The organism is Allocatenococcus thiocycli (genome assembly GCF_921292965.1).
In the GTDB taxonomy this organism is placed as follows: Bacteria; Pseudomonadota; Gammaproteobacteria; order Enterobacterales; family Vibrionaceae; genus Vibrio; species Vibrio natriegens.
In genome coordinates this window covers 36,190-56,755 of record NZ_CAKLCK010000030.1, presented here as the reverse complement: position 1 = coordinate 56,755, position 20,566 = coordinate 36,190, and the positions used below count along the sequence as shown (strand labels likewise).

23 protein-coding genes are annotated in these 20,566 nt (G+C 45.7%); 10 read left to right on the top strand and 13 right to left on the bottom strand.

The features are described from left to right. Positions 1-198: 198 nt before the first annotated feature. The 7 genes from L9Q40_RS11990 to hcaE form a co-directional block, all read right to left on the bottom strand. Complete coding sequence (locus L9Q40_RS11990) at positions 199-390, bottom strand: hypothetical protein (RefSeq protein WP_498793405.1); 192 nt, start codon at positions 388-390, stop codon at positions 199-201. A 30-nt stretch (positions 391-420) separates the two neighbouring features. After that, positions 421-1,155 (bottom strand): homocysteine S-methyltransferase family protein, encoded by a 735-nt coding sequence (locus tag L9Q40_RS11985; protein WP_498793404.1) that lies wholly within the window; start codon positions 1,153-1,155, stop codon positions 421-423. A gap of 194 nt (positions 1,156-1,349) precedes the next feature. Beyond that, positions 1,350-2,555: a 3-phenylpropionate/cinnamic acid dioxygenase ferredoxin--NAD(+) reductase subunit gene (gene hcaD / locus L9Q40_RS11980; protein WP_498793403.1), complete on the bottom strand. Its 1,206-nt coding sequence runs from the start codon at positions 2,553-2,555 to the stop codon at positions 1,350-1,352. A 9-nt stretch (positions 2,556-2,564) separates the two neighbouring features. Then, positions 2,565-3,377: a 3-phenylpropionate-dihydrodiol/cinnamic acid-dihydrodiol dehydrogenase gene (gene hcaB / locus L9Q40_RS11975; protein ID WP_020333181.1), complete on the bottom strand. Its 813-nt coding sequence runs from the start codon at positions 3,375-3,377 to the stop codon at positions 2,565-2,567. Continuing rightward, positions 3,374-3,691: a 3-phenylpropionate/cinnamic acid dioxygenase ferredoxin subunit gene (gene hcaC, locus L9Q40_RS11970; protein WP_020333182.1), complete on the bottom strand. Its 318-nt coding sequence runs from the start codon at positions 3,689-3,691 to the stop codon at positions 3,374-3,376. Before hcaC ends, hcaB begins: the two co-directional genes overlap by 4 nt. After that, positions 3,691-4,209 (bottom strand): 3-phenylpropionate/cinnamic acid dioxygenase subunit beta, encoded by a 519-nt coding sequence (gene hcaF / locus L9Q40_RS11965; protein WP_020333183.1) that lies wholly within the window; start codon positions 4,207-4,209, stop codon positions 3,691-3,693. The genes hcaC and hcaF overlap by 1 nt, the downstream gene beginning before the upstream one ends. Further along, positions 4,206-5,564 carry a 3-phenylpropionate/cinnamic acid dioxygenase subunit alpha gene (hcaE, locus tag L9Q40_RS11960; protein ID WP_020333184.1) on the bottom strand — a complete coding sequence of 453 codons (1,359 nt, stop codon included), beginning with the start codon at positions 5,562-5,564 and terminating at the stop codon, positions 4,206-4,208. The genes hcaF and hcaE overlap by 4 nt, the downstream gene beginning before the upstream one ends. A gap of 136 nt (positions 5,565-5,700) precedes the next feature. Between hcaE and hcaR the strand changes: the two genes are divergently transcribed. After that, complete coding sequence (hcaR, locus tag L9Q40_RS11955; RefSeq protein ID WP_498793402.1) at positions 5,701-6,594, top strand: DNA-binding transcriptional regulator HcaR; 894 nt, start codon at positions 5,701-5,703, stop codon at positions 6,592-6,594. A 30-nt stretch (positions 6,595-6,624) separates the two neighbouring features. Here hcaR and L9Q40_RS11950 read toward each other — a convergent pair whose 3' ends face one another. The 3 genes from L9Q40_RS11950 to L9Q40_RS11940 form a co-directional block, all read right to left on the bottom strand. Continuing rightward, entirely contained in the window at positions 6,625-7,095 is a 471-nt protein-coding gene (locus tag L9Q40_RS11950) for an IclR family transcriptional regulator domain-containing protein (protein ID WP_498793401.1), read from the bottom strand. Beyond that, on the bottom strand, positions 7,089-7,439 hold the full coding sequence (locus L9Q40_RS11945; RefSeq protein ID WP_498793400.1) for a helix-turn-helix domain-containing protein: 351 nt from the start codon (positions 7,437-7,439) through the stop codon (positions 7,089-7,091). Before L9Q40_RS11945 ends, L9Q40_RS11950 begins: the two co-directional genes overlap by 7 nt. 496 nt (positions 7,440-7,935) lie before the next feature. Then, positions 7,936-8,166, bottom strand: coding sequence for a PAS factor family protein (locus tag L9Q40_RS11940; RefSeq protein ID WP_020333201.1), 231 nt, complete (start codon positions 8,164-8,166; stop codon positions 7,936-7,938). Positions 8,167-8,444: 278 nt separating this feature from the next. Between L9Q40_RS11940 and L9Q40_RS11935 the strand changes: the two genes are divergently transcribed. Then, on the top strand, positions 8,445-8,804 hold the full coding sequence (locus L9Q40_RS11935; protein ID WP_329351825.1) for a hypothetical protein: 360 nt from the start codon (positions 8,445-8,447) through the stop codon (positions 8,802-8,804). 135 nt (positions 8,805-8,939) lie between these two features. Here L9Q40_RS11935 and puuE read toward each other — a convergent pair whose 3' ends face one another. Genes puuE through L9Q40_RS11920 form a run of 3 tightly spaced genes read right to left on the bottom strand, consistent with a single transcriptional unit; the run spans position 8,940 to position 11,336 of the window. Next, positions 8,940-9,869 (bottom strand): allantoinase PuuE, encoded by a 930-nt coding sequence (puuE, locus tag L9Q40_RS11930; RefSeq protein WP_498793399.1) that lies wholly within the window; start codon positions 9,867-9,869, stop codon positions 8,940-8,942. 57 nt (positions 9,870-9,926) lie between these two features. Continuing rightward, entirely contained in the window at positions 9,927-10,658 is a 732-nt protein-coding gene (locus L9Q40_RS11925) for an aspartate/glutamate racemase family protein (protein ID WP_014231714.1), read from the bottom strand. Positions 10,659-10,664: 6 nt separating this feature from the next. Then, positions 10,665-11,336: a GntR family transcriptional regulator gene (locus L9Q40_RS11920; protein ID WP_014231715.1), complete on the bottom strand. Its 672-nt coding sequence runs from the start codon at positions 11,334-11,336 to the stop codon at positions 10,665-10,667. A 344-nt stretch (positions 11,337-11,680) separates the two neighbouring features. On the opposite strand from L9Q40_RS11920, the gene L9Q40_RS11915 reads away from it, so the two are divergent. The 8 genes from L9Q40_RS11915 to L9Q40_RS11880 all read left to right on the top strand — a co-directional run bounded on the left by L9Q40_RS11915 (position 11,681) and on the right by L9Q40_RS11880 (position 20,482). Then, on the top strand, positions 11,681-13,120 hold the full coding sequence (locus tag L9Q40_RS11915) for an NCS1 family nucleobase:cation symporter-1 (protein WP_020333204.1): 1,440 nt from the start codon (positions 11,681-11,683) through the stop codon (positions 13,118-13,120). Between the two features lie 110 nt (positions 13,121-13,230). Next, positions 13,231-14,412: an amidase gene (locus L9Q40_RS11910; protein WP_498793398.1), complete on the top strand. Its 1,182-nt coding sequence runs from the start codon at positions 13,231-13,233 to the stop codon at positions 14,410-14,412. Between the two features lie 2 nt (positions 14,413-14,414). Further along, positions 14,415-15,980 (top strand): gamma-glutamyltransferase family protein, encoded by a 1,566-nt coding sequence (locus tag L9Q40_RS11905; RefSeq protein ID WP_498793545.1) that lies wholly within the window; start codon positions 14,415-14,417, stop codon positions 15,978-15,980. Further along, positions 15,980-17,209 (top strand): pyridoxal-phosphate-dependent aminotransferase family protein, encoded by a 1,230-nt coding sequence (locus L9Q40_RS11900; RefSeq protein ID WP_065296781.1) that lies wholly within the window; start codon positions 15,980-15,982, stop codon positions 17,207-17,209. Before L9Q40_RS11905 ends, L9Q40_RS11900 begins: the two co-directional genes overlap by 1 nt. Before the next feature lie 24 nt (positions 17,210-17,233). After that, positions 17,234-18,487: an allantoate amidohydrolase gene (locus L9Q40_RS11895; protein WP_498793397.1), complete on the top strand. Its 1,254-nt coding sequence runs from the start codon at positions 17,234-17,236 to the stop codon at positions 18,485-18,487. Further along, the gene (locus L9Q40_RS11890) at positions 18,477-19,346 is read left to right on the top strand and encodes a DUF5718 family protein (RefSeq protein WP_498793396.1); all 870 of its coding nucleotides are present in this window, start codon (positions 18,477-18,479) and stop codon (positions 19,344-19,346) included. Before L9Q40_RS11895 ends, L9Q40_RS11890 begins: the two co-directional genes overlap by 11 nt. A gap of 21 nt (positions 19,347-19,367) precedes the next feature. Further along, the gene (locus L9Q40_RS11885; RefSeq protein ID WP_118118442.1) at positions 19,368-19,952 is read left to right on the top strand and encodes a chromate transporter; all 585 of its coding nucleotides are present in this window, start codon (positions 19,368-19,370) and stop codon (positions 19,950-19,952) included. Positions 19,953-19,954: 2 nt separating this feature from the next. Continuing rightward, complete coding sequence (locus L9Q40_RS11880) at positions 19,955-20,482, top strand: chromate transporter (RefSeq protein ID WP_014231723.1); 528 nt, start codon at positions 19,955-19,957, stop codon at positions 20,480-20,482. The last annotated feature ends 84 nt before the right edge of the window (positions 20,483-20,566 follow it).

Below are 20,566 nucleotides of genomic sequence, written 5' to 3'. Positions count from 1 at the left end.
GCCACCGTTGTGATGCTTGGGAAATGAAAAATTTTGTGAACTAGCGGCAATGTTACGAGGGCGCTATCTATAGGCTTGATTGATCACTTCTGGAGTCACGTGGTTGTCTTTGGTTAGCATTATCGCTTTTCTCTTAGTAAACAAAAACAAAGCCCATTTGTTAGAGAGCTTTGTTGTAAGTTCAAACCGAAAAGTAAGCTAATCTTCTTTGGTTTTAGCTGCGATGACCTGTTTGGCGATCTCGTCCAAGTGGTTATCCCAGGTTCCGCAACAGCCACCCCAAATGTCCATGTGCGGGTATCGTTTAGCCAGGTCGCCACATTGCTCGCCCAGTTCTACGGGATCGCCATCCTCGAGATGTCCAAGCTTACACAGCGCGAGTTTTTCCATCTTGGATGCGTTTGGTCGAACGCCTCTAATTCAATGTATCCAGTCACTATTCTCAATCGCAGGTTCATATTCCACTGGGTGAGAGCAGTTGATCAAATAAAATTCGACTGCGTTGTCTGTTTCTCTATCAATCGTTTTTATTGCCTCGGCTAAGCTGGGGCCTGAATTAAGTTTCGAACTGCTATCTAATGTCAGTGAAATGGCGAGAGGCACACCGATCTTCTGAGCTGCTCGGACAACACCGATTGATTCAGGGATGTTATTGAAGGTGATGGCCAACGCTAAATCGACATCCGCTTTTTTCAAGGTCTCTAACTGAACAGAGTGATAGTATTCGGCTTCATTCTCTGTGATCTTGTGATTGGTGGAATAGGCGTCGCCTCGTGGTCCGATTAAACCTTGGAACAGAACTTCCGGAATATCTGTGGCGTACTCTTTTGCGACCTCACGAAGAAACTCGATGCATTGAATATTGGCGTCAGCGAGACTTTTTGCAGAGTAGCCCAATAGCGCTCCCCAGTCAGGACTGGCGCGGTAGTCGAGCCCACCCATAAGTGCACAGACCTTATGTTTCGCCGCGACGTCCAGATAACTTCGGAACATCTCTCTCATCTTTTCAACCGCAGCGGGGTTATCGAGTAGGGGGTACATGGCAAACTGGGGTAAATCAAAACCGTACTTATACATCAGTTCCGTTTCCGTCCCTCCCTCGGTTAGATAAAGTCGTCCATCTTGTTGAGTAGGAAAAGATTTTTGCCTGGCCATGTTGAAACCTCCATCTTGTTTAGATGAGAAATGTACTTTGAAGTTTAGAAACAGTTAGTCATTAATGGCAATTATAATGATGGAATTGTTAATAGGATTCTTAATGAGGTGTTGTCAGTGGTCTGACTCGTTTGGTTAGGAACACAAAAAGTAGCCGAGTGTGGCTCGGCTACTTTGTCTTGGCAGAGGAGAGGTCATTTTAACAGGCTTTTTAGTGCCACAGTCTCATCAGTTATGGACGGTATCTCGACAACTTTACCTGAATCGATCAACTTTCTTAGTACACGGATTTCGCGACCTTGATTTAAAGTGATGGCGCCTTTTACCTGATTGTCTACTACGTTAAACCAGATTGCTTTGTGAGTTGATACATCACCACGGATTTTCCAGTGCTCACCGTGAATATCACCTACGAACTGCAGATTAAGATCGTATTGATCGGTCCAGAACCAGCCCGCACCAGGTTGACTAAAAGGTTGCTCCAGCATTGCCGATGTTGCGATATCGGCTTGTTGGTTGGCATTTTCCCAAGTTTCTTTGCGTACCAGTTGACCTTGCGCATTTTTACACAGGGTGACGTCTCCAGCGGCAAAGATATTTGGGTTGGATGTCTGACATTGGTTATTCACGATAATGCCATTGTGTGTTTCCAGACCAGCCTGTTGAGCGAGCTGATCGTTTGGTTCAATACCTATGCCGTATACTACTCGATCGCCTTTGATTTGCTGACCGTCCTGCAGCGTAAGGGTGACGTCACTAGCGGATTCGGCTAACTCAATTTGGGCATTGAAGTAAAACTTCACGCCACGATTTTGGTGATAATCTAGCAGATATTCTTGTACCGGCTTAGGTGTGTTGCGTCCCATCAATACCGGAGCGGCTTCAATTACGGTCACTTCACATCCGCTTTGGCGTGCGCTGGCGGCAACTTCCAGACCAATAGTTCCGGCACCGACAACGATGATACGCTCCTGATTTTGCAGATGAGACCTCAAAGTTTGAGCATTTCGATGATGACGTAAAGTCAACGCTCTCTCTCCGAGTTCATCTAATAACGGAAAACGGCGAGCACAAGCTCCGGTAGTGATTAGCAACTTATCAAAGTCTATAAACGTATCATTCTCTAGGCACAGTCGTTGCTGTTGCGGTTCAATGGCTTTTACCGTGCATTGCTGCATTATGTTGACTTTATTTTGCTGCCACCAGTCGCTTGGCAGGATAAACTGCAACTGGGGGTCGTCATCTAATAGTGCCGCTTTTGACAAAGGTGGACGCTCATAGGGCATAACGGTTTCATCACAAATTAGTGTGAGACGTCCATCAAAGCCTTTTTGGCGTAAATAGGCGGCAGCCATCGCTCCCGCCTGGCCGCCACCTATGATTACAAAGTGTTTTTCCATGGATTCTCCTTACAGATCGAGACCTGCTGCAACGTGACGGATACCACGAATACCAAGACCAGCATCGGCATTGATCATCACACCTGTCAGCGTTCGGTTATTGCGTCGCGACGCTAGCATCACGTATGGTCCGGTAAAATCTTGGGTTTCTGGCATAGACTGCAGTGGTAGAATTGCTGCTACTTTTTCGGGGGTTAGTGAATCCATAATCGCGCAGTCTTGCTGATTGAGTGATTTAGGACCACGAAGATCCGTCGCCATACCACAAGGTCCAACGCCGTTAACACGCACTTTTGGTGCTAGCTCGTAAGCCAGTTGACGGATTAGACCGACCGCAGCATGTTTACTGGCCGTGTAAAGTGGACCTCCACCACCCGGATACCAGGCGGCGTTGGACAGGGTAAAAATCATGCTGCCGTGACTTTCAATCAAAGCTGGTGCAGCGGCCTTGGCTCCCAGAATGTAGCCAAGCACGTTAACACCAAGCAATTCGCTAAACCCTTGTTTTAAATTCTCAGCCGGAGTTTTAACCAGCGATGCATTGTGATCCCAGATACCAGCATTGCCAATAAAGCAGTCCAATTTACCAAACTCAGTTAGGGCTGCGTCTACAACACGCTGGTTATCTTCCACTGATGTTACATCACCCTGAACGGCGACAATTCGGTCACCAAACTGGTGCTTAAGAGAGGCTATTTTGTCTGCAGAGATGTCGAGCGTGGCAATGTTTGCACCTTCTTCAATAAAGCGCTCTATTAGTGCCAGCCCGAGTCCGGAACCACCCCCGGTAATTAAGACGACATTGTCTTGTAAATCACTCATGACGCCTCCGGTAAATCAATGTAGACGGTGCCGTCCTCAACACTGACCGGGTAGGTGGCAATGGCATCGGTGGCGGGAAGGCAAAGTGCTTTCCCCGTTTTTAGACAAAAACTGGCGGCATGTAGCGGGCATTCCACTGTCGCATCATCTTCCAAGTAGCCTTCAGACATAGAGGCGTTACCATGACTGCAACGATCATTCATCGCATAAAATTCGTCGCCAACATGAAACAGTGCGATAACTGGGTCGGCATCAATCCGGAGAGCCTCACCTTCCGGTAACTCTTCAACGAGGCAAGCTTTAATTCGGTTCATCAGAAAAGCACACTAAGGTTATGAGAATTGATAGTCGCTTGGTCGAGAACAATCTCTCGTTTTAACAAGCTCCAGTTGTTGTCGGTATTGGTTTGTTTCACCAAGTCAAAACGAGTGCCGACATAGAAGGTTTCATCGCGTTCTTTTTGTGCGCGATACAGTATGTAATTGACTCTCGCGGCAAAAACACCCGGTAGTTCAGTCTCTTCCACCTGACAGTTGGTAATTAAGTGGCGAGTTCTTGAAGGTGGTTCTTCCGCCCATGCCATACCGGTTTCCAGGCGGGCAATGCGTCGTTCAAGCTGTGACTTGGTATCATTAAAAATCCATGTCGTCGGTGGCTGCTTGCCTTTGCGACGATCACGGGTTTGAGCATTCACAGTAGTGCGCATCGTATAAGCCAGCTCGTCGTCCAGCAGTTCTAGCCAATCGCGGAACTTCCAGTCATCGAGTAATGTGGCTTCATGAAATAAGAACTGACTGATTTCGTGATGAATTTGAAGAGATACTGGTTTCATTTCAAAACCTCCTGTTGAAAAGCATCAGTCTTGGTTTGAATTTCATCCCAGCTTTCACTCGTTAGCAGGTCTGCCCAGCGCTGATACATGCCGCGTGCCGCTGTTTCTGAGAAGATATAGTTGGTGATACCTGGAACACCATCTTCACGCTGTTTTTCCTGACCTAGTCCCATTTCAAGACACAAAGTGCTATTTCGAGCTCGGTGACCTTTAAGTAATTTCTGAATTTCGCACCAGTTTTCTGAATCATCCTGTTCAAGGAAACCAGCAGGACCAAATGCGCGAGTGGCACTGTTTTCGAATGCGGCTTTTACTTCATCAGAGGCCGTTTTGTCAGTGATACAAAATGCCCATACTTCTACCTGATCAGGGCCTTTTGGATGCCAGACACGCAGCGTAGCTGTACCATTTAGCCATGATAAAGTCGGGAAGATGTTGTTGTGACCAGCTAAGCGTAATGCACGGACTTCTCCAAGACGTTGTTTAGCTTCTTCGTAGGTATCTCGGTAATAACGGGCTACTTCGCCATCTACCCATACGTTTGCATCCGGATTTTCTGTAAAGAAGAAGCCGCTGCCATGCCCATCTTGTCCAAACTGAACAGCATCTTTGGCTGTTTCCCAGACTGGTCGGGCAGTCTGATCTGCACCAAGTTTTCTGTCGGAGTCATCATTGGCACCTAACACCTGCACCGCAGAGGCGTGCGAGAAGAGTGCATGATATTGATCACTGGCAAATTGCTCAGCTGGGAATTTCCAATTACAGTTGATCACCCATTTCTGGACACCACCTACGATTTCGGTTCCACCCTCGCGGCGATCTAATACACCATCCAAATACCAGGCGATATCCCCTAAATATTCTTTTAGATCCGGAGCACTGGTATCCCAGTTAGCGAAAATCAATCCCTTGTAACTTTCGACACAAGGTACTTCATTCAGGCCCCACTGTGATTTGCACAGACCTTGGGGATAAGCACGTGGTTCGAGCGGTACATCGATCAGGTTACCGTCGATACCATATGACCAGCCATGATAAGGGCAGGTGAAAGCGCGAGTATTTCCGCAGTCACCATTGCTGACGCGCATAGCGCGGTGACGACACTGATTAAGGAAAGCTTTGATGCTGCCATCTTTTTGGCGTACAACAACTACAGCGTCTTCCCCCATGTAAGTGTTAAAAAAATCACCGGGTTTAGGAATTTGGCTTTCGTGGGCTAAAAATAGCCAGCATCGACCAAAAATTCTTTCTAATTCAAGTTGATATATATCAGGATCTGTATAAATACTTGGGGTGACACGGCCATTTGTGCTATCGATCAGACTGTAGATGTCCAGTTTTGAGTGTGTGGTCATATTATTGATATCCTCGGGTTACAGAGTTATTGACCTTATTTGTAGAGTCCCTAATCATGTTGCAGATTGGTAGGGAAAGTGTGAAATAGTTAATTTGTATTAAGTAATCGTTTTCACCTATAAATAGGATAAAACCATGGAATTAAGGCACTTACGTTATTTTGTTGCTGTTGCGAAAGAGTTAAATTTTACTCGGGCTGCGGCGAAGTTACATACATCACAGCCATCGTTGAGTAGTCAGATAAAGGATTTGGAAGAATGCGTGGGCGTGCCATTGCTAACGCGTAATCGAAGAAAAGTGACGATCACTGCAGCGGGGGAGTTATTTCTTAAGGAAGCTATTTCGATATTGGAGATGGCTGAAAACGCCAAGATTAAAGCAAGACAGGCAATGTTAAACGATAAATCAATAACGATTGGTTTTGTGCCTTCAGCAGAAGTTAACGTATTACCTGAAGTGCTCCCGTTACTACGACTTGAAAACCCGGATATGCAAATAGAGTTGAGTAGTGTCATCACCACGGAGCAGGAGTCCCAAATACTCGACGGTCAGCTTGATGTAGGCTTCATGCGTAATCCTGTTATTAGCCCATTTGTAGAACGTATGGTTGTGTTTAGTGAGCCGCTAATCGTGATGTTGCCCGTATCGCACCCTTTGGTTTCGCACTCTGAGATTAGTCCGTCGATGCTCAATGGGCAGGATTTTATTGCCACAGATCCGCTTTATTCAGGGGCCTTGTCGCCAATGGTTAAGGATTATCTTAATTCCACAGAATGCCAACCAAATATTGTACAGACGTCGACTAATATCTTGGTTACGATGAATTTGGTTGGGATGGGATTAGGGCTTACTATATGCCCGGGTTATATGGAAAAATTTAATCCAGGTAATGTGGTTTTTCGCCCATTACAAGGAGAAGCACCACGTTTTGATCTTATTATGGCGTGGAATAAAGATAATCAAAATCCAGCTTTGCAGGAACTGGTTTCAATTGTGAAGTCAAAATTTAATGAGCCGAGAATTAATTAATTCCTTTTATTGAAACAAATATCTCTTGTTTTAATTTAATAACAGATAGCCAAATCGAAGATTATTTTCTGCTACACCAGACTCAATCTGTTGGGACACTCGCTGCAATTCGGGTAAGTACTTCTCAATGGCCTGTTCTATATTCATTGCTGTAGCGATATAAATAAGATTAAGGCATCCTAAAATACGACTTTCATCAAAAATTGGTACGGCGATAGCGGCAATTCGGCTTTCTTTCTGCCAATTTTGGTTGTTAATTCCAAATCCTTTTTTCCTGATATTTTGTAGCATTAAACTCAGTCGATCAGGATCCCGCGCTAACTGAAATTCCTCTTCTTCGCGAGATGCTAGGAGCGACAAAATATGTGCTCGCTCGTTTTCGGGGCAAAAGGCAAGGTAGGTGAGACCGCATGCAGTTTGCAACACGGGTAATCGACGACCTACCATGGACCTATGGAAGGATAATCGACTGTAACGGTGTGTACTCTCGCGAACTACCATGGAGTCCACCTCCAAAGTGAGAATGTCCGTTGGCCAGATGACTTTTCTATTAACCCACCGAGCAATGGAGCTCCGATTGCAGAAATCCAATGATCATCTTGAAAGCCTTCACTCAACTCACGTACTTTTATCGTAAGTCGAAAGCTATCATCTGAAAGGCTGTAGCGCACATAGCCCACTTCTTTTAGCGTTTCTAAAAAGCGCTTTACTGTTGTGCGATGTAGACCTGTCAATTCAGCTAGTTGACGGACACTGGCCCCACCATCGAATCGATTTAGCACATTGAGCAGAGTAAGCCCTCGAGTCAGACCGCGCACGGTTTTGTAGTCATTGGATTGATTCATAGTTTTATTACTGGACTTCTTAATTTTCAATTCAATACCGGGAGTTGTATGACTTGAATGTATATTAAAGCTCTGGGGTATCTTAAACAAGATGGTATCTGAACATCCAGAATTAAACAACTGGCACTAACAGTTCTAGTTTTAATTATTTGAATTAGATAATGGTGAGGTTAGTTATTTCTAGCGTAAATCAAGTTTCTAGAAAAAGTAACTAGTGTGTGATGAAGATGACCAACTTGATGAGTTTCTTTATTAATGTATTTACAACATAACGTGAAATACAATGGTAATTCTAATTTCACTCTCGGTTAAAACTTAGTGTAGCTAGATTTAATTGGATTGCTGTGCAAGTTAAACAAATTCTTTGTGGGGCTTAAATGTATTGGGTTAAACAAAAGGAGTGACGACGGGGTGGCTGTTGAGCGGTTTTACATTGAAAAAGCAGGATTCAAAAAAGGCCCGGTTGAGATGCGGACCTTAAACAAGACAACGAAAATTACCGTTCAGGAGTTTCCAGTAATTTGATGACGCTCTCTACGGTGTTGTTAAGCGCCTCGCTGTTGTCGAGTTTACCAGAGCTTGCCGGACCGAGTGCACACGTATACAAAATCAGCTGCTTATCGAATGGCAGATCGAGCTGCTCGTATAAGTCTTGACGGATTTTGGCGTGTTGTTCTGGTTCCTGGTTTGCAAGGCTAACTAGTGTGTCATAAATAAGATTTTTCATTGTAATTACGTTTCTTATTGTTGGGGGTGCATATAGTTTAGTGGTTTGCAAGACGAAAATCCGACGCTTAGGTCACATATCAACGGGTTTAACAGGTATTGGTGTAATTAGCTGGATGAATAATTTGGTGTGATTTTTATTACTAGCAGTTTTCACTGCACAAATTGGTTCGTTTGCACTAAAGCTTAAGGGATCATTAAAGTTTTGAGCAAAATCCACCTTGAGAAGCTTCTTATGAGCTTTAATGTACTGAGGTGAGCGAAACAAAAGGTGGCAATATGTTAAGTAAACTAAACAATCGTCTTTCTACCGTGGCAGAGCACATGGCAGACCTTGAATATCAGCTTGGCACTTATCTTCAACCGGGGCAGTATTCTTGTGTCGTGCAAGGTGAAGAGGTATTTCTCGAGTATCAGCACGATCTAGAGTTTGAGAACGCCTCTGGCCAAGCAGAATCGCTATTGAGATTGTTCAATATCCCATTAAGTGGTGACGAGAGAAAGTTGCTGGTTGAGGTGACAGGTAAGGGCAACACAACCAAACTGCACTTGAATCTATCCTGCGAGAATGAAACTGACCTCTTGCTCAAGTATGTCTGCTCCGAGCTTTTGTCTGCGTTTCGTTCATTAGCAACGTAATAAAGGGAATGCTCAAAAATAAGTGAAGGCAGTGCAACAGAAAGAGTCATCGAGAGTGATGTAAAGCTCTCGATGAACTGAGTGGCTAGCGAAATAATACTCGCTCTTTTTGATACTTATTTAGTCAAAAGCCAATTACGCTGGTGGATGGTTCTCAATCCAGTGTCTTGCTATGTCTTCACGGGTTGCTACCCAAACTCCATCATGAGATTGAATGTAGTCTAAGAAACGTTTTAACGCTTTGAAGCGACCTGGCTTACCAACCACGCGACAGTGCAGACCGACCGACATCATTTTAGGGGTTTCAGCCCCTTCTTCGTACAAGCAATCAAAGTGATCTTTCAGATATTCGAAAAACTCGTCACCGTGGCTAAAGCCGTAAGGGGAGGAGAAACGCATGTCGTTGGTGTCTAATGTATACGGAACCACAAGGTGTGATCGGGTGCTGCCGACATTATTTTTGTCTGGTACTTGTGTCCAGAAAGGCAGGTCATCGCCGTAATAGTCCGAATCGTAAAGTAGGCCGTCTTGCTCTGCGACAAGTTCACGTGTATTCGGTGAATCACGTCCGGTATACCAACCAATTGGGCGAGTGCCTGTCAGCTCTTCAATGATATCCAGCGCTTGAATCATATGTTCACGTTCAACGTCAATTGGCGTGTTTTGGTAGTGCAACCATTTCAGGCCGTGACAGGCAATTTCATGACCTTCTTCAACGATCGCTTTGGTCACTTCTGGGTTACGCTGCAGTGCAGTAGCAACACCAAATACAGTAAGCGGAAGCTCGCGACGTTTAAACTCGTTTAAGATTCGCCAAACACCAACACGGGAACCGTATTCATAAAGTGACTCCATACTCATGTGTCGGTCATTATACGCTTCTGCTCCTGCGATCTCAGAAAGGAATGTTTCTGAATGCTCATCACCATGAAGTACGCAGTTTTCCCCACCTTCTTCGTAGTTCAGGACAAATTGCACCGCAATCTTAGCGTTATTAGGCCAGTTAGCGTGAGGGACGTTATCTCTTCCGTAACCGATATAATCGCGAGGGTTATTTTCTTCCATAAAGTAAACCTTGATATAAATATTCTTCTAAATAGCAGGAGGGGTATGTGGTGACTTTTACTGCGACCAGTGCTTGAAAATTCCGTGGATTGGCTTCACCAACGGTGCCCCGTATTGGCCACTTTTTGATGTCACTAAGTTGAGTTGGTGCAGTGACTCAGCAAGTTTCACTGCCGCAGCAACACCATCGATCACAGGTACATTCAGTTCTTCTGAAAGCTCGTTGGCTAAGTCAGACATGCCAGCACAACCGAGTACGATGGCTTCGGCACCGTCTTCTTTGATTGCTTTACGGCATTCTTCAGCAAGTAGCTGATAAGTGTCCATACTTAGAGATTCAAGTTCCAATACCGGAATATCTGTCGCTCGAACACCGCTGCACAAGTGGTGGTAACCGTATCTTTGAAGAAGGTGTTCACTTGCTGGTAGTGTTCTGGTCATTGTAGTGACGACGCCAAAGCGGTAAGACACCAAGCTTGCGAGTTGGAACGCTGCACCTGCGATACCAATCACTGGCTTGGTTGCAATCTCACGGGCTGCGTCCAGAGCAGGATCACCGAAGCAGGCGATAATGTGTGCATCGACACCTTGCTCTTCGCCAGTGCGAATCACATCAAGGAGCGCTGCAGCAGCGAGCGTTTCGTCAAATGCACATTCAATGCTTTCCGGACCGTTAACTGGTGAAGACGCAATGATTTCTGTGCCAGGTAAGGCAACGGTTTGTGCGCTGATCGCAATTTTGTCTGTCATTCCCTGACACGTATTAGGGTTGATCAAATTGATTTTCATTTTGTATTAGTCCGTTTCGCAAAAAAGTTTATGAAAATTAACCGGCTCTTTAGATTTCGATTCCAACTCCAATGACGATTTGATCACGACCAAGTGATGCTTCATCCATTGCTGAGCTTTTTCATCCTGAAAGTTGTCGAGCAGATCGATAAGTTCTGAGTGAGAGCCACAATCGCAGCTGACGCTATGTTTTGAGCCGTACGCGGCGATGACCAGTGAAGAGCGGTAACAAAGCTGTTCAACAAATTCGGCCAATACAGAATTTCCCGACTGTTTGGCTAGTTCATAGTGAAACTTAGCTGTCAGCTGAATAGATTCGGCTAAATCACCATGTTGGGTCGCTTTGTCTTCCTGAGTAACAATGGAGCGCAAATAATTAGACTGCTTTTCGTCCCAGTTACGAAGAATGTCGGTGATCAGCAGTGGCTCAAGTAAAATTCGGCTGTTCAGCACTTCTTCTGCTTCCTGCTTACTAGGGCTGTTCACGTGTGCGCCTTTATTCGGTTGAATAACCACAAATCGTTCAAGCGCTAATCGTTGCAACACTTTACGAATGCCAGTTCGGCTCACGCCAAAAGCTTCTGAGAGTTTGTCTTCTGGAAGACGCTCTCCAGGTTCAAGTTTGTGTTCAACAATCGCCTTCAATATTTGTTGATAGATCTTTTCATCGTTTGACATAGGTAATCGATCCAAATTTTTTATCCAACCCAATAAAGCAATATGTATACCACTAAACAATCTCGCATGCATCATTGTATACAATCTAAATCTAAATCTAAATCTTTGCCAATTCTAGTGTCTATAGTGATTGCCTATTCAAATTACTTGACCAAAAGGACAGGTGAGTTGAGTATATATGCACTGCTTATGGCACCAAAGATGTGCACTATGGTCAAATCTGGTGCGCTATAAGGGCGATTTCATAGGGCAAGTTTCACCAATTCGTTGTATGGCGGGGGTTTTCAGAATTGGCACGCTAATTGTATTTGTGATTGTATACAATTAGTAATGGAGATAAGCACATGAAAAAGGAATTACCTGTTAGCCCAAGGCTAAGCAACGAGGATCTAGCACCAGAGAAGGAACAGAAGTGGGGCTGGTATAGCATCTTTGCTTTTTGGATGTCAGACGTGCACAGTGTAGGGGGATATGTATTTGCAGCGAGTTTGTTTGCGCTTGGATTAAACGGTATCCAAGTTTTCATCAGTTTGCTGGCGGGTATATCAATTGTATTAGTATTTGCCAACTTGATGGGTAAACCAGGACAAAAAGCGGGCGTTCCGTTCCCTGTCGTCGCTCGTATGTCGTTTGGTGTGTTTGGTGCGAATATTCCAGCTGTGATTCGAGGCATTATTGCTGTCGTTTGGTACGGTATTCAAACTTACTTAGCATCAAGTTCGTTCATTATCTTGCTGCTGTACTTCTTCCCATCGATGGAGAGTTTAGCCAATGACTCGTTCCTGGGTTTATCTTACTTAGGTTGGGTTGGCTTTAGCTCAATGTGGGTACTGCAAGCAATCGTATTTATGTTCGGTATGGACATGATTCGTAAAGTAATTGATTGGTCTGGCCCTGCGATTTACATTGCTATGTTTGCACTTTGTGCATACATGATCAATCTGGCAGGTTGGGAGAACATCAGCTTTAACCTAGGTAAAGAAACACTGGTTGGTTCTGAAGCAATCATTCAGATGATCATCGCAACAGCATTGGTTGCAGGTTATTTTGCTGGTCCAACACTTAACTTTAGTGACTTCTCTCGTTACTGTACAAGCTACAAAGACTTGAAACTTGGTAACTTGTTAGGTCTGCCACTGAACTTTATTGTGTTTTCTTTGTTCAGTGTGGTTATTGTGTCAGCATCGATTCCAGTTTTCGGAGAGATGATTGTTGACCCGGTTGAAACAGTTAAACGCCTTGATTCTGGCTTAATCACTGTTCTTGGTGCATTGACCTTTATTTTCGCGACAGTCGGCATCAACATCGTGGCTAACTTTGTTGCACCAGCGTTTGACTTCTCGAATGTGTCACCACAGAAAATCAGCTTTAAAATGGGTGGTTTCATCGCAGCGTTTGGTTCAATCCTACTGACTCCTTGGAACCTGTTTAATAACCCAGAAGTGATTCACTACACGGTTGACGTTTTAGCCGCGATGATTGGTCCACTATACGGCATCATCATTGTTGACTACTTCATTGTGAAGAAAGGACAAATCGATGTCCCATCACTTTACACTGAATCGCCACAAGGTCAGTACTGGTACAAAAACGGCGTTAACATGAACAGTGTTTATGCGCTAGTAATCGCAAGTGTCGCTGCCATTATTGCAACCTTCTTTGTCACGGAATTAGCGAACTACGCGTTGTTTATCGGTGGTTTCGTTTCAGCAATCGTGTACAAACAGTTGATGCAAAAGAAATTGTTTTGGGTATCAAAGGCAGCTCTAGCAAAGCAACAATAAACAACTTTATGCGTGGCTTTAAATTGAATTAAATCGCCAACTTAAAGATAAAGTAAACAAGTAACTCAACAAGTGGTTGCTTGTTTACTTCAAAGGAATGAGAAGAAAGAATGGAAATCGATCAACGTATTTATTGTACCCAAGGGCCTGATTACCTACCGGCTTTAAAGCAAGGCTCACTGAATGGATTGAGTTTTGTCTTTAAAGATCTCTTTGACGTAGAGGGATATGTCACCGGAGTAGGAAACCCTAAGTGGCTAGAGACTCACAGCAAAGCTGAAAGTACTTCGCCACTCATCCTCTCGCTTTTAAATGCAGGAGCAGAGTGCAAAGGCCGAGTTCAAACGGATGAGCTAGCTTACAGCCTGAATGGTATTAATGTTCACTATGGCACGCCAGTTAATCCTTTAGCGCCTGACTGTTTACCTGGTGGTTCTTCAAGCGGTAGCGCTGTCGCGGTAGCAAAAGGTGACGTTGATTTTTCAATCGGAACAGATACTGGTGGTTCGGTTCGTGTTCCAGCGAGTTACTGCGGCCTTTTCGGCTTACGCCCAACATTGGGTCAGTTGTCACTAGAAAGCAGTTTCACACTGGCTGAAAGCTTCGATACCGCAGGTGTATTCAGCCGAGACTTATCAACGCTGGAAAACGTGTATGCATGTCTTGGCCCCGAAACTCAGGCTCAAACTGTCGCGAAAACCCTGATTTTGGATCAAAGCTTGTCAAAAACTCTGGGAAGTGAGCGCCTAGAGGAACTAAAACAGTGGGCTGACAGTGCAAATATTCAGCTTGAATACAGCAATGCTCTGCAAGACGCAGGCTATGACCTTGGCGAATTAAGCGCATTATTCCGAACCATCCAAGGTTACGAAATTATTGACCGCCACAGCGAGTGGCTTGATGAGTGGCAACATACGCTGGCACCAGCAATACAAGAACGAGTTGTTTGGGCGCGTACCATTTCGGCTCAAGATTATCGTAAAGGGAAAGAACAACAAGCGAAGTTTACCAGCTGGCTAGCTGAGCAACTTGCGGATAAGGATACGTTGTGGGTATTGCCAACCACCCCAGGAAAATCACCTAAGCTCACGACTCCAGATGCAGACTTAGCGGAATATCGCTCTGATCTTATGGGGCTAACCAGTCTCGCGGGTTTAAGTGGATTCCCTCAACTTCATATCCCAATGAATAACGTAACAAATGGACCTTGTGGTGTGTCGTTACTTGGGTCTGCTAACAGCGAATACGATCTGATTGCGACAGCGTCGTCTTTAATCAAAGGAGAGTCTTAATGGTGTTTCAAACCGCATTTACCGCCCCGCATCACAAAGCAACGGAAGTGGGAAAACAAATCTTAGAACAAGGCGGAACGGCTGCTGAAGCGATGGTCGCGGCTGCGTCAATGATTGCGGTGCAATACCCTCATATGAACAGCATTGGCGGTGACGGATTTTGGTTAATCAGTAAGCCGGGAGAAGCACCAGTTGCCATAGATGCATGCGGAGCAGCGGCATTATCCATCGACCCAGATTACTACCGCGCATTGGGCGACGAGCTGCCTGAAAAAGGTGGCGAAGCGTCTATTACCATGGCTGGCACAGTAGCAGGTTGGCAAAAAGCGCTGGAAATTGACGGTGGCAAACTGCCTTTAAGCACTCTGTTACAACCTTCTATTGACGCTGCACGAAACGGCATTGAAGTCACTCAAAGCCTTGTCGATGCGAGTGTAAAAACCTTTGAGCGCTTAAAAGATGAAGCCGAATTCAGCCGTTTGTTCCTTGATAACGGTGAAACGTTAAGACTTGGTGCAACAGTGGTCAACCCGGCGCTGGCAAAAACGCTGGAAAGATTGGCCGAGGTAGGGTTGGATGACTTTTACCGAGGTGAGATCGCAGAACTGGCAGCAAAAGAGCTTCAAGAGGTGGGAAGTCCGCTAACGATTGAAGATTTTCATCAGCATCAGGCATTGGTTACGACTCCACTAAACGTTGAGACCTCAAAAGGTCAGCTTTATAACCTAGGTGCACCGACTCAGGGGCTCGCATCGTTATTAATTTTAGCGATATACGATCGCTTAGCATCGCAAGCAAACTCAGAGCTAGATCATATTCATTTACTCGTCGAAGCGACGAAGCAAGCATTTATTATCCGCGACAAAGTCGTTACCGATGAGCGCTATTTAAGCAAGCCACTGCAGGAATACTTAGATGAAAGTGTGGTGGCAGAGTGCGCTGAGCGTATCTCATTAACCCAAGCTCAGCCATGGCCTTATCAGGCAAAACCGGGCGACACCATCTGGATGGGCGCAACCGACCAATACGGCACAATGGTGAGTTTTATTCAGAGTGTTTACTGGGAGTTTGGCTCAGGCGTTGTACTTCCATCGACCGGAATTATGTGGAACGTCAGAGGAAAAAGCTTCTCGCTAGATAGCGAACATCACAATGCTTTAGTACCTGGCAAAAAGCCGTTCCACACACTGAACCCAGCTTATGCTGAGCTTAAAGATGGCCGACGCATCGTGTACGGAACGATGGGCGGAGAAGGGCAACCGCAAACTCAGGCTTGTTTATTCAGCCGACACATTTATCAAAACATGTCTCTGCAACAAGCCGTGTCGATGCCTCGATGGCTGTTGGGCAGAACATGGGGTGATGCGACAAACAATTTACGACTTGAAGAAGACTTGTACAGCGAATACGGGCAAACATTAACGCAGATGGGCCACCAAGTGACTCAGGTTGAAAACTTGAGTGAGCTGATGGGACACGCGGGAGCAATAACCCTAGATCAGCAAGGACAGGCAGACGCAACGAGTGACCCTCGCAGCGATGGCGATATATTTTTAGGAGAGAGATAATGACAACTCAAACGCTATTTGAAACTTTGAACCCACCACAACGTTTGTTGATGGGTCCTGGCCCAATTAATGCCTATCCACGTGTGCACCAAGCCATTTCACAGGCTTTAATCGGTCAATATGATCCGGTTATGACGGGCTACATGACGCAAGTTCAGTCGCTGTATCGCGGTGTATTCGAAACACAAAACCAACAAACCATGCTGGTTGACGGTACGGCTCGTTCAGGTATCGAAGCAGTACTTGTCTCAGTGATTAAGCCGGGCGATAAAGTACTTATCCCAATTATTGGCCGTTTTGGCCACCTGTTGAGTGAAATCGCGAATCGCGTTGGCGCAAAAGTCAAAACCATTGACGTTGAATGGGGCGAAGTGTGTCCACCGGAACTGGTAGAAAAAGCGATCAAAGAATTCCAGCCAAAACTACTGGCGACGGTACAAGGTGATACTTCGACAACCATGAACCAGCCACTGGCAGAGTTCGGTGAAATCTGTAAACGTCATGGTGTGTTGTTCTACTGTGATGCAACAGCATCGATTGCTGGTAATGAACTTAAAGTCGATGAATGGAATCTTGATGCCGTTTCAGCCGGTTTACAAAAATGTCTTGGCGGTCCTTCTGGTAGTTCTCCAATTACGCTGAGCGATCAATGTGCCGAACTGATCAATCGTCGTAAACACGTAGAAGCAGGCATTCGCGCTGATCACCACACGGCGGGTGAAGAAGAGATCATTCGTTCGAACTACTTCGATTTGTCGATGATCATGGATTACTGGGGACCAGAGCGTCTTAACCACCACACAGAAGCAACCAGTATGCTTTACGCGGCGCGTGAATGTGCGCGTATCTACCTTGAAGAAGGCGCGGATAACGTGATTGCTCGCCACAAACAAGCGGGTGATGCGATGGCATGCGGCCTAAGAGCAATGGGCTTAGAGCTGTTTGGTAACCAGAAGTACAAAATGAACAACGTTGTGGGTGTCTACATTCCTAAAGAAGTGGACGGCAACAAAGTACGTCAGGAACTGCTTAACAGCTTTGGTATTGAGATTGGCACGTCATTTGGTCCATTGGATGGAAAAATCTGGCGCATCGGCACAATGGGCTACAACGCACGTCAAGAAGCGGTATTAACCACGCTTGCTGCGCTGGAAGCCATCCTTATCCGTAATAAAGCCAAAATCATTCCGGGACAAGCAGTCATTGCTGCGATGGAAAAATATGTTTAATGCCATTAAGAGGGTGAATCAAGGATGAGTAAATTGGATGCCCAACGCATTATGGAACGTGCTGACCACTTGGCTACGTTTACCTCGATGCAAGATGGATTAAAACGTACCTACTTATCGCCGGAACATAAGCAGGCGCACCATCAACTCGGCGAATGGATGCAACAAGCCGGGCTTGAAACATGGCAGGACAGTGTTGGGAACCAATGGGGAAGGAAGGTATCTTCCAACCCTACCATGCCAACGCTAATTATCGGCTCTCACAGTGATACTGTTGCGGATGCGGGTAAATATGACGGAAACCTGGGGATACTGGTTGGTATTTCCTCGTTGGAGCAGCTCAAGAATGTTGATTTACCATTCCATGTCGACGTTGTCGCGTTTGCCGATGAAGAGGGCACCCGCTTTAACAGTACATTGATTGGTTCGAGCGCAGTTGCGGGTGTATTTGACCAAAAGTGGCTATCCCTGAAAGATAGCGATGACGTGACAATGTCACAGGCTATGGTTGAGTTTGGTCTGTCTCCGGAAGAGGTGGGCAAGGATAGCCGTTCGTCAGATGACGTGATGGCTTATCTGGAAGTGCACATTGAACAAGGCCCCGTGCTTGAAGCTCAAAATCAGCCAGTTGGTGTTGTGACGGGTATTGCCGGCGCAAAACGTTTTCAGTTTCAGGTGAAAGGCTTAGCAGGACACGCAGGTACAGTTCCGATGGGCATGCGCATGGATGCGTTGTGCGCTGTAGCTGAGATGATTTCGACGATAGAAAACTATGCGACCGAACAGAGCAAAACTGAAAACAAAGTTGTAGCGACAGTCGGTAAATGTGAGGTTTCGCCAGGTTCAGTCAACGTTATTCCAGGTGAGGTTAACTTTACTGTGGATATCCGCAGCTTGAATCAGGAGCAACTGGAGCGCTCGTGTGACGACTTGCTAACGGCACTTAACGCGATTGCAAAGCGTCGTGAAGTCAGTTTCTCCAATCGATTGCTCTATCAGGCGAGCGCGGTACCTTGTAATGACGCTTTACAAAGTCAGTGGGGCGAGATTGTTTCTCGAGTAACCGAATCTGAACCTGTATTTTTACCAAGTGGCGCAGGGCACGATGCGCTTGCGATGATCCATCTAACTGAAGTTGCAATGCTATTTGTTCGCTGTGATAAGGGCATTAGCCACAATCCGTTGGAAAGTGTTCAAGAGGATGACGTGGCAGTTGCTTTGCAGTGTTTAACACAAATGATTCTAGCCCAGCAGGAGCGCAAAACGGATGGAAACTAAACAACCACTGACGCATTCCGTTGTGCTGGGAATCGCAGGAAACTCGCCGGGTTATCTGGCACAGACCGGAGAGATCTCTGCGTTCAGCGAGCAACAAAAAAAGGAACATCAGGAAGCACAGCGCCCACGAGCGCTGTTTCCTATGTTTGTTCGTGAGCTTAGCGACTCTTATCTCGGGCAGATGCCTTTCAGCTCATCTAAATTGGTGCTGCCTGAAGAGCAAGATGCCAAGGTTCAGATGGAGCCTGAGGTTGCGATTAAATGCAGCGTTACCTATACAGAGCAAGGCCAGATTGTCGCTCTTACTCCTTTTGCGCTGACGTTAATCAATGATGCAACCTACCGCAATAAAACGGTATCTAAGCTAGCTGAGAAGAAAAACTGGGGCGCATTTAGTAAGGGTATTGCCGAACTAGATCTTCCTGTTGACTCATTTTCTGAGCAGACACCGCTTGATCATCTCAGATTGTGCGGCTTTCATAGCCGGAATGGGCAATGGCACTTGTGCAGCCAAGACGTGTCGGTAACAGAATACAATGTCTTCTATCAATCGTTAACCGACTGGTTAGTAGAGACAATTAACCACCAAGCCGATGACGGTGCTATGCATAATACGCACAGCTTGTTCATTGAGGCGAATCAACCAAGTGAAATTACTATTGCGATTGGCGCACCGTGTTACACATCTTATGGAGAAGACCATCAGTTGCTTGATGGTGACCGGGTATTTGTTTGTGTATACGATGACAGAGAGCACCAGTTAAGTGATATTGAGGCCATGATAGACTGTCCACAAGATCAGTGGGTAACCGCTTCGAGTATGATGTGGTTAGAGCAAACGGTTTATAAAATAAAATAATTAGCAAGGTAACAAAGAACAATGAAAACACAACGAGATCTGGCCAGTGCATTCTTCCGCATAGGCTTGTTTGGATTTGGTGGCGGCCCCACGATGATCCCTTTGGTTCATAAAGAAGTGGTCGACAATTATAAGTGGATGAGTGACGACGAGTTTGCCAACGTACTCGCCATCGGCAACACGCTACCTGGCCCAATTGCGACTAAAATGGCGGGTTATATTGGCTATAAAGTAGGTGGGAAGATCGGATGTATCAATGCAGTGATCATGACGATTATTCCACTGATTATCGTCATGATTGCGGGATTAGGTTTATTGAATGAATACCGTGATAAGCCTTGGGTTGCAGGTATGGCTCAAGGGGTATTGCCGGTAGTTTCCTGGATGATGGCCAAGCTTACCTATGACTTCTTACTAAAGGGGTACAAATCACTTGGCGCAATTGCGACGGGTATTGGTATTGCGCTTTCTATTTTGTTTATTGTGGTATTGGGTGTACACCCGGGTCTGGTTGTCGCAGCAGTACTTCTTGCCGTATTGGTGAAACCTGACCCAAAGCCTAGTACGGCTGAGCAAAGTCTAAAACCAGAAAATAAAAAGGGATAAGCATGCAACTTTATATCGATATCTTCTTAGCATTTTTTATTCCTAACATCGTCGGTTATGGCGGTGGTCCTGCAATCATTCCTTTGATTGAAGCCCAAGTTGTTGGCCAGTATGGTTGGATGAATGCCAGCCAGTTCGCCGAAGTACTGGCATTAGGCAACGCGCTACCAAGTCCGATTGCGACGAAAATGGCGGGTTACATCGGCTATGAAGTCGGTGGAACGCTTGGCGCGTTTATCGCCGTGTTCGCGACGGTAGCGCCTACCATTATCATCATGGTGCTTGCGATGAGTGTGCTGTACAAATACCGTAACTCGCCAAAAGTAAAAGCGTTAGGCGCGTGGGTTTTACCTATCATTTTCACGTTGATGTTATTGCTGAGCTACAAACTGATCATGTCTGGTGGCGAAGCGGGTTGGGGACATTTTGCCTTCCTATTTGTCGTCGCAGGTCTGTGTCTGGAAAAATTCAAAGTGCACCCAACTTATGTAATTTGCGCAAGTTTAGCCTACGGCGCATTCTTGCTGTAGTTTCCACGTCTTTAAACAGACGGTGTAAGCCTTTAACTGGGCCGATACAAAATGTATCGGCCTCGTTTTTAAGCTTCAGCCCTG

What these genes read in the sequence shown, in the direction of transcription:
- L9Q40_RS11940 (WP_020333201.1), bottom strand. Translation starts at nt 8,166, where the DNA reads ATGAAAAATCTTATTTATGACACACTAGTTAGCCTTGCAAACCAGGAA.
- L9Q40_RS11915 (WP_020333204.1), top strand. Translation starts at nt 11,681, where the DNA reads ATGAAAAAGGAATTACCTGTTAGCCCAAGGCTAAGCAACGAGGATCTA.
- L9Q40_RS11925 (WP_014231714.1), bottom strand. Translation starts at nt 10,658, where the DNA reads ATGAAAATCAATTTGATCAACCCTAATACGTGTCAGGGAATGACAGAC.
- L9Q40_RS11880 (WP_014231723.1), top strand. Translation starts at nt 19,955, where the DNA reads ATGCAACTTTATATCGATATCTTCTTAGCATTTTTTATTCCTAACATC.
- hcaF (WP_020333183.1), bottom strand. Translation starts at nt 4,209, where the DNA reads ATGAAACCAGTATCTCTTCAAATTCATCACGAAATCAGTCAGTTCTTA.
- hcaC (WP_020333182.1), bottom strand. Translation starts at nt 3,691, where the DNA reads ATGAACCGAATTAAAGCTTGCCTCGTTGAAGAGTTACCGGAAGGTGAG.
- L9Q40_RS11895 (WP_498793397.1), top strand. Translation starts at nt 17,234, where the DNA reads ATGAGTAAATTGGATGCCCAACGCATTATGGAACGTGCTGACCACTTG.
- L9Q40_RS11935 (WP_329351825.1), top strand. Translation starts at nt 8,445, where the DNA reads ATGTTAAGTAAACTAAACAATCGTCTTTCTACCGTGGCAGAGCACATG.
- hcaD (WP_498793403.1), bottom strand. Translation starts at nt 2,555, where the DNA reads ATGGAAAAACACTTTGTAATCATAGGTGGCGGCCAGGCGGGAGCGATG.
- hcaE (WP_020333184.1), bottom strand. Translation starts at nt 5,564, where the DNA reads ATGACCACACACTCAAAACTGGACATCTACAGTCTGATCGATAGCACA.
- L9Q40_RS11945 (WP_498793400.1), bottom strand. Translation starts at nt 7,439, where the DNA reads ATGAATCAATCCAATGACTACAAAACCGTGCGCGGTCTGACTCGAGGG.
- L9Q40_RS11910 (WP_498793398.1), top strand. Translation starts at nt 13,231, where the DNA reads ATGGAAATCGATCAACGTATTTATTGTACCCAAGGGCCTGATTACCTA.
- L9Q40_RS11920 (WP_014231715.1), bottom strand. Translation starts at nt 11,336, where the DNA reads ATGTCAAACGATGAAAAGATCTATCAACAAATATTGAAGGCGATTGTT.
- L9Q40_RS11885 (WP_118118442.1), top strand. Translation starts at nt 19,368, where the DNA reads ATGAAAACACAACGAGATCTGGCCAGTGCATTCTTCCGCATAGGCTTG.
- L9Q40_RS11890 (WP_498793396.1), top strand. Translation starts at nt 18,477, where the DNA reads ATGGAAACTAAACAACCACTGACGCATTCCGTTGTGCTGGGAATCGCA.
- hcaR (WP_498793402.1), top strand. Translation starts at nt 5,701, where the DNA reads ATGGAATTAAGGCACTTACGTTATTTTGTTGCTGTTGCGAAAGAGTTA.
- puuE (WP_498793399.1), bottom strand. Translation starts at nt 9,869, where the DNA reads ATGGAAGAAAATAACCCTCGCGATTATATCGGTTACGGAAGAGATAAC.
- hcaB (WP_020333181.1), bottom strand. Translation starts at nt 3,377, where the DNA reads ATGAGTGATTTACAAGACAATGTCGTCTTAATTACCGGGGGTGGTTCC.
- L9Q40_RS11990 (WP_498793405.1), bottom strand. Translation starts at nt 390, where the DNA reads ATGGAAAAACTCGCGCTGTGTAAGCTTGGACATCTCGAGGATGGCGAT.
- L9Q40_RS11950 (WP_498793401.1), bottom strand. Translation starts at nt 7,095, where the DNA reads ATGGTAGTTCGCGAGAGTACACACCGTTACAGTCGATTATCCTTCCAT.
- L9Q40_RS11985 (WP_498793404.1), bottom strand. Translation starts at nt 1,155, where the DNA reads ATGGCCAGGCAAAAATCTTTTCCTACTCAACAAGATGGACGACTTTAT.
- L9Q40_RS11900 (WP_065296781.1), top strand. Translation starts at nt 15,980, where the DNA reads ATGACAACTCAAACGCTATTTGAAACTTTGAACCCACCACAACGTTTG.